The 252-nt window shown below is 49.6% G+C and carries 1 protein-coding gene; it reads left to right on the top strand.

Annotated elements, in window-relative coordinates; all coding sequences use genetic code 11:
- On the top strand, positions 1-197 hold a 197-nt coding region (locus AC0L20_RS41460; protein WP_473295905.1), incomplete at its 5' end, for a hypothetical protein.
- Positions 198-252: the final 55 nt, after the last annotated feature.

Here is a 252-nt window from a genome sequence, read left to right as displayed (position 1 = left end):
ATGAAGCCGCAGATACCGCTATAACTCAGCAAGTGCAGGGCCTTATTGACTCGCTTTCAGAACTCGCAAAGCAGCTTGAATCAGAAAAGCCCGACGAGGGCCTTATTCATAAAGTCATAAGCTCGTTGAAAGACTCCTGGGTTCCGCCGTTGATCATCGCTGTAGTAAATACAGTTGCTGGGCTTGCTCTTGCCTGATTGAAACGAGCTCAATGCCCGATCATCTGGTACTGAATGCAGCGAGCAGGGTAGG

It is taken from the genome of Bradyrhizobium sp. Kon58 (assembly GCF_055807455.1).
Note: the sequence above shows the minus strand (reverse complement) of the source record. Positions and strands in the feature narration are given on the sequence as shown.